The organism is Actinomycetospora sp. (assembly GCF_036497245.1).
Taxonomy (GTDB): domain Bacteria; phylum Actinomycetota; class Actinomycetes; order Mycobacteriales; family Pseudonocardiaceae; genus Actinomycetospora.
This window is the reverse complement of the sequence record NZ_DASXJS010000166.1, coordinates 1-5,639: the sequence shown is the minus strand read 5'-3', so window position 1 is coordinate 5,639 and position 5,639 is coordinate 1. Positions and strand designations below refer to the sequence as shown.

Sequence of the window (5,639 nt, the reverse complement as noted above, 5' to 3'; positions counted from 1 at the left end):
CCACAGCCAGTCCGCGCCGTGGGCGAGGGCGGTGAGCATGCCCAGGGCGTAGCCGCCCGCGCCGCCGAGATTGTGCCGCGACGGCAGGTAGGTCGACGGGAGGCCGCAGGACTCGACGACCTCGCGGGTCGCCTCGTCCGGTCCGTTGTCGACGACGACGAGGTGGTCCGGACGGCGGGTCTGCTTGGCCAGGACGGCGAGCCCGTCGGCCAGCAGATCGGCCCGGTGGCGCGTGACGACGACGCCCCAGATGACCTCGGTGTCCGGGGCGGTCACGGCAGGCCCACCGTCTCGTCGGTGGGCTCCCCGGAGCCGGCCGCGGCAGCCGCGTCGCCCTGCAGGTGGAGGCGCCGCATCGTCTCCGGGCTCAGGGAGTCGAACAGATCCCGGCCCTTGTAGGCGCTCACGACCTCGCGCAGCGAACCCTGCTCCTTGATCTCGCCCGCGTCCATCCAGATCGCGGTGTCGCACAGTTCGACGAGGAACTCGTCGGAGTGCGACGCGAACACGAGCATCCCGGAGCGGCTGACGAGGTCGCTCAGGCGGTCGCGGGCCTTCTCCAGGAAGGCCGCGTCGACCGCGCCGATGCCCTCGTCGAGGATCAGGATCTCGGGGTCGATCGAGGTCACGACGCCGAGGGCGAGCCGGACCCGCATCCCCGTGGAGTAGGTGCGCAGCGGCATCGTCAGGTAGTCGCCGAGCTCGGTGAAGTCCGCGATCTCGTCGACGCGGCGCTCCATCTCCCGGCGGGACATGCCGAGGAAGAGCCCGCGGATGAGGATGTTCTCCAGCCCGGAGATCTCCGGGTCCATCCCGACGGCGAGGTCGAAGACCGGGGCGACGCGGCCTTGGATCCGGGTGCGGCCCCGCGTCGGCTCGTAGATGCCGGCGAGCAGGCGCAGCAGGGTCGACTTGCCCGCCCCGTTGTGCCCGACGAGCCCGACGCGGTCGCCCTGGCGCAGCGACAACGACACGTCGCGCAGCGCCTCGACGACGGGGACCTTGGCGTCGGTGATGTGCCCGCCCGCCCGGCCGAGGACGGACTTCTTCAGCGACCGGTTCTTCGCATCGAAGATCGGGAAGTCGACGGAGGCGTTCTGGACATCGATCGAGACCATGGAGCTCACACCCAGTAGGCGACGCGGGAGCGGTAATTGCGCAGCGCGACCAGCGCCAGGGTCCACCCGATCACCGTGATGACGCCGACCACGGCCCAGTGGGTCCAGCTCTGGACCCCACCCACCAACGGCGCCCGGAAGATCTCGATGAAGTGGTAGAAGGGGTTGAGCTTCGCCAGCTGCGCGACCACGTACTTCGCACTCCCCGGCTCGCCGCCGGCCAGCAGGTCCGGGGTCCAGATGATCGGCGTCATCGTGAAGAACAGCTGCATGAAGCTGGAGATGACCGGCGGGATGTCCCGGAAGCGCGTGGCGATGATCCCGAACAGCAGGCACACCCACAGGCCGTTGATCACGATGACGACGAATGCCGGGATCGCGAGGAGCGCCCACCAGCTCAGGCCGGGACTCAGGATCCCGGGCAGGCCGTTGGAGAGCGTCTTCACCATGCGGTACGGCTCGGAGATCTGCGGGAAGAAGATCGCCAGCACGATGACGTAGACGACCACGTTGTGGGCGAAGAACAGCACCTGGCGCCACACCGTGCGGAAGACGTAGATCATCAGCGGGGCCGGGAGGAACCGGATGAGGCCTTCGTTGGCGATGAAGGTCTCGGTCCCCTCCAGCACGCAGGCGCTGATGAAGTACCAGATCATGAAGCCGACGGTCACGTACGGCATGAACGTGCCGATCGGCTGATCGAAGAGCTGGGAGTACAGCCCGCCGAGCGCCGCAGCGGTGACCGCCATGCTGATGGTGATCCACAACGGGCCGATCGTGGACCGGCGGTAGCGCTGCTTGATGTCCTGCCACCCGAGGTGACCCCACAGCTCGCGCTGGTCGATCGCCGCGGTGATGTCGGCGAACGCCCGCCGCCACGAGCGCGGGGAGGAGGCGTGCAGGGCTTCAGCCGCGGCGTCCTGCGGGCCCGACGGATCGTCGGCGCCACGTCGCGCGAGTGCTGGGACGGCCACGGCGGGTGAGCGTACCCGGGGGGCTCAGAGGTACTGGCCGGTCGTCCCCCCGCCCGCGGACTCGGCCCCGGCCTGCGCGGAGCCGCCGCCGGACCCGGCGGGCAGTCCGCGACGCATCTGCTCGAGCTGCATCCGGGCGGCCATCTGCTGTGCCATCAGGGCGGTCTGGATGCCGTGGAAGAGGCCCTCCAGCCAGCCCACGAGCTGGGCCTGGGCGATGCGCAGCTCACCGTCGGACGGCGTCCGGTCGTCGAACGGGGCGATGATGCGGGCCAGCTCCTCACGCAGCTCGGGTGAGAGCGCGGCCTCGAGCTCGCGCAGCGACGCCGCGTGGATCTCCTTGAGGCGGCGCCTGCTCGCGTCGTCGAGCTCGGTGGCGCGGACCTCCTCGAGGAGCTGCTTGATCATCGTGCCGATCCGCATGACCTTCGCCGGCTCCTCGACGGCGCCCGAGAGGCCCTCGCGGTCGGGGGCGTCCTCGCGGGGGGACCCCTCACCGCCGGGCACGCGGACGGTGCCGACGGGGGTGCCGTCCGGGCCGACGATCATGACCTGGTCCCCGGCCGGTGCATCGGGGTGCTCGCTCATGGTGCCCATCCTGGCGGATCCCGGGGTTCCGCCGCGTGGGTCTCTCGCGGGGCAGGAACGGCCTGGTGCGCTCATCCGGCGACAGGACGGCGCTGACCGGTCCGGCGGAGGGCGGAGGGTGCGCCGATCGGGCGCCCGCGAGACCGCCCTCGGCTACGGGGCGGAGCCGACGTACCGTACTGGAGCATGACGGTGGACGTCGCTCGGGTCCGGGGCCAGGTTCCCGCGCTCGGTGACGGCTGGATCCATCTCGACGCGCCCGCCGGGATGCAGGTCTCGGAGCAGGTCGCGACCGCCGTGTCCGCCGCGCTGCGCGCTCCCGTCTCCCCGCCCGGCGGGGTGTTCCCGGCCTCGCAGCGTGGCGGCGCCATCGTCGACGCCGCCCGCCGTGCGGTGGCCGACCTCGTCGGCGCGGAGCCCAAGGGCGTCGTCCTGGGCGCCTCGGTCCCCGCGCTCCTCGAGCGCCTGGCCGACGTGCTCTCCGCGGGCTGGGCGCTGGGTGACGAGGTCGTGGTCTCCCGCCTCGACGACCGAGCCAACGTCGCCCCGTGGACCCGTGCCGCGAGCCGCGCCGGCGGGGCGGTGCGCACCGCCGAGGTCGACGTCGAGACCTGCGAGCTCCCCAGCTGGCAGTACGACGACCTGCTCGGCCCCCGCACCCGCGTCGTCACCGTGACGGCGGCCTGCGGTCACATCGGCACCCGCACCGAGATCGCCGCGATCGCCCGCAAGGTGCACGCGCTCCCCGCGCCCGCCTCGGGCATCGAGCCGCTGATGATCGTCGACGCCACGGCCGCCGCGCCCTACCTCCCGCTGGACATGGACACGATGGGTGCCGACGTCGTCGTGCTCTCGGCCGCGGCATGGGGCGGCCCGGCGGTCGGCGCGCTGGTGTTCCGGACCCCGGAGCTGCTCGACCGGCTGCCCGCGGTGTCCTTCGACGCCGCCGCCCGCGGGCCGGAGCGGCTCGAGGTCGGGGACGCCCCGTACGCCCTCTACGCGGGCCTGGTCGCCTCCGTGGACCACCTCGCCGAGCTCGACGACCGCGCCTCGGGCTCCCGTCGCGACCGGGTGCTCACCTCGATGTCCTCGCTGCGCAGCCACCACGACGAGCTCACCACCTACCTCGTCTCCGAGCTGCGGTTCCTGCCCGGTGTGACGGTGCTGGGCGAGCCCGCGCGGCGCATCCCGACGGTCGCGTTCCTCGTGGCGGGCCGCACCGCGCAGGAGGTGGCCGAGCGGGTCGCCGACCAGGGCGTGTGCGTGCTCATCGACCCCGGCGATCAGGGCGCCCTCGAGGTCATCGGCGGCGCGGAGATCGGCGGCGTGGTCAAGGTCGGCCTCGCGCACTACACCTCGCGCTCGGACGTGGACGCGCTCGTCCGGGCCGTCGCGACCGGTTAGGTGCGCTTCGCGCTCACAAGGCCGGAGGCCACCTACTCGTCCCGCACCACGAGCACCAGCTTCCCGACGACGCCGCCCGCGTCCATCAGCTCGTGCGCCCGCGCGGCCTCCTGGACGGGGATCCGCTCCGCCACGACCGGCCGGACGTGGCCGGCGTCGACCAGGGGCCACAGGTCGGTGCGCACCGCTTCGACGATGCCCGCCTTGCCGTCGGGTCCCTCGACCGGGCGCGCCCGCAGCGAGGTCGCGCCCACCGACAGGCGCCGGGTCAGGAGCTTCGCGAGGTTGATCTCGGCCTTCGCGCCGCCCATCAGCCCGATGATCGCCAGTCGTCCGCCGGTGGCCAGCGCGTCCAGGTTGGCCGCGAGGGTCCGGCCGCCGATGTTGTCGAGGATGAGGTCCGCCCCGCGCCCGTCGGTGGCCGCCTTGACGTCCTCGACGAGGTCGCCGTGGTAGTCCAGCGCGTGGTCGGCGCCGAGGTCGCGGCAGGTCTGCAGCCGGTCGGCGTGGCCCGCCGTCGTCAGCACCGTCGCGCCCAGGGCCTTCGCGACCTGGATCGCGTGCGTGCCGATCCCGCCGCTGCCCCCGTGCACGAGGAAGGTCTGGCCCGCGTGCAGTCCCCCGAGCAGGACGACGTTCGACCAGACCGTGCAGGCCACCTCGGGCAGGCCGCCGGCGTCGGTGAGCGACACGCCGTCGGGGATCGGCAGCAGCTGCGCGGCCGGGACGGCCACCTTCTCCGCGTAGCCGCCGCCCGACAGCAGCGCGCAGGCGAGGTCGCCGACGCTCCATCCGCTCACCCCGGGACCTATCGCGCTGACCCGCCCGGAGCACTCCAGGCCGGGCAGCTCCGAGGCGCCCGGCGGCGGCGGGTAGTTGCCCTGCCGCTGCATGACGTCGGCCCGGTTGACCCCGGCGGCGACGACGTCGAGGACGACCTCGCCGGTGCCGGGCTCCGGGTCGGGCTGTTCGGTCCACTCGAGGACCTCGGGACCGCCGAACTCACGGATGGAGATGCCGTACACGACGGCGGACGCTAGCGGTGCCGCCCCGACGCCGCCCGGTGGCCCGGCGAACGGTCCAACGACCTGGGTGTGTGCGGATACGATGGAGCGATGTCCGGTACCGAGGAGCCGCGCTGGCTCGACGCCGAGGAGTGGCGGGCCTGGCGGAACTACATCGCCGGGCAGGCCCTGCTCCTCGGTCGGCTGGGTCGGGAGCTGCAGGAGACCCACCAGCTCGCGTTCGCCGACTACGAGATTCTCGTCCGGCTCTCCGAGAAGGAGGACCACCGCCAGCGCATGACCGCGCTGGCCGAGGAGGTCGTGGCCTCGAAGTCGCGGCTCTCCCACCAGATCGCGCGCCTGGAGGCCGAGGGCCTGGTGCGCCGCGAGGTGTGTGACTCCGACGGCCGCGGGGTGTTCGCGGTGCTCACCGAGGAAGGCTTCGCACGCCTGCAGGCCGCGGCCCCGGATCACCTGCACGGGGTGCGGGAGCACTTCGTCGACCTGCTCGACGACGAGGAGCGCCGGGTGATCGGCGACGTCTTCGAGCG

7 protein-coding genes are annotated in these 5,639 nt (G+C 72.8%); 2 read left to right on the top strand and 5 right to left on the bottom strand.

The window, feature by feature from the left end; all coding sequences use genetic code 11:
- The 4 genes from VGI02_RS17575 to VGI02_RS17560 all read right to left on the bottom strand — a co-directional run.
- On the bottom strand, positions 1–276 hold a 276-nt coding region (locus VGI02_RS17575), incomplete at its 3' end, for a glycosyltransferase (protein ID WP_331629143.1).
- Positions 273–1,118, bottom strand: a complete 846-nt coding sequence (gene wzt, locus VGI02_RS17570; RefSeq protein ID WP_331629147.1) for a galactan export ABC transporter ATP-binding subunit Wzt/RfbE — start codon at positions 1,116–1,118, stop codon at positions 273–275. The genes wzt and VGI02_RS17575, both read right to left, overlap by 4 nt.
- Positions 1,119–1,123: 5 nt before the next feature.
- Positions 1,124–2,092, bottom strand: a complete 969-nt coding sequence (gene wzm / locus VGI02_RS17565; RefSeq protein WP_414638307.1) for a galactan export ABC transporter permease subunit Wzm/RfbD — start codon at positions 2,090–2,092, stop codon at positions 1,124–1,126.
- 24 nt (positions 2,093–2,116) lie between these two features.
- Entirely contained in the window at positions 2,117–2,680 is a 564-nt protein-coding gene (locus tag VGI02_RS17560; RefSeq protein ID WP_331629141.1) for a bacterial proteasome activator family protein, read from the bottom strand.
- Positions 2,681–2,866: 186 nt separating this feature from the next.
- Between VGI02_RS17560 and VGI02_RS17555 the strand changes: the two genes are divergently transcribed.
- Positions 2,867–4,084, top strand: coding sequence for a cysteine desulfurase-like protein (locus VGI02_RS17555; RefSeq protein WP_331629139.1), 1,218 nt, complete (start codon positions 2,867–2,869; stop codon positions 4,082–4,084).
- A 32-nt stretch (positions 4,085–4,116) separates the two neighbouring features.
- On the opposite strand, the gene VGI02_RS17550 is transcribed toward VGI02_RS17555, so the two are convergent.
- Positions 4,117–5,109 carry an NAD(P)H-quinone oxidoreductase gene (locus VGI02_RS17550; RefSeq protein ID WP_331629137.1) on the bottom strand — a complete coding sequence of 331 codons (993 nt, stop codon included), beginning with the start codon at positions 5,107–5,109 and terminating at the stop codon, positions 4,117–4,119.
- A gap of 90 nt (positions 5,110–5,199) precedes the next feature.
- On the opposite strand from VGI02_RS17550, the gene VGI02_RS17545 reads away from it, so the two are divergent.
- Positions 5,200–5,639: MarR family winged helix-turn-helix transcriptional regulator (locus VGI02_RS17545; protein WP_331629135.1), on the top strand; the 440-nt coding region annotated here is incomplete at its 3' end.

Coding starts and splice junctions, on each gene's coding strand:
- wzt (WP_331629147.1), bottom strand. CDS start 1,118: ATGGTCTCGATCGATGTCCAGAACGCCTCCGTCGACTTCCCGATCTTC.
- VGI02_RS17560 (WP_331629141.1), bottom strand. CDS start 2,680: ATGAGCGAGCACCCCGATGCACCGGCCGGGGACCAGGTCATGATCGTC.
- VGI02_RS17555 (WP_331629139.1), top strand. CDS start 2,867: ATGACGGTGGACGTCGCTCGGGTCCGGGGCCAGGTTCCCGCGCTCGGT.